Annotated in this window: 1 protein-coding gene; it reads left to right on the top strand. The window is 44.5% G+C overall.

The window, feature by feature from the left end; all coding sequences use genetic code 11:
• Window positions 1–20 precede the first annotated feature (20 nt).
• A partial coding sequence (locus tag ACTXGO_RS15440; RefSeq protein ID WP_443575138.1) for a polysaccharide biosynthesis/export family protein occupies window positions 21–724 on the top strand: 704 nt, incomplete at its 3' end.

Below are 724 nucleotides of genomic sequence, written 5' to 3' on the forward strand. Positions count from 1 at the left end.
GTTTATAAGGGTCTTTTATTATGCTTCAATCCTCTAAGCTACTAGGTGCAACAGGCTTACTGCTCATCAGTTTGCTGTCTGGTTGTGCGACCACAACGATAAATTCAGGATTACAAGCGGGTGATTTGCCACCTGTTGGCAGTTTTACCGCAGACAATGGCTTGCAGTTTAATATTCAGCCGCTTAACCTAGCGACCCTGCCAGCACCAAGAGTGGCACAGCCGAACAATGACATATATCAACTTATAGCGAGCTCCACTAAGAAACAGTATCGTATAGCGTCAGGTGATATCTTAAGTATTAATCTTGCTGGTTATCCAGACATGGCACCAGCCGCTTCAGGTGGCACGAGTCCTGCTGCCTCAGGATATCCTGTAGATCAACAAGGCTTTGTACAGTTTCCACTTATAGGACGTATAAAGGCATCAGGTTTAAGCGTGCCACAGTTCACAGAAAATCTACGTGGTAAGCTACAGCGCTATCTTAAGTTTCCAGATCCGCAGGTTAAAATTGTAAATTACCGCGGCAATAAGTTTTTTATCGATGGTGAAGTCAGACAGCCTGGCGAATTTACTATTGATGATGCACCTGTTTCTTTATATAGTGCTATTTCGATGGCTGGTGGTGCTACCGCTGCAGGTGATTCGAATAGTATTGTACTTAATCGCAACGGTCGCAACTACAACATTGGCTTGCAAGATTTGCGTCAAATAGGCGCATCAGG

Source organism: Psychrobacter sp. T6-1, assembly GCF_052258445.1.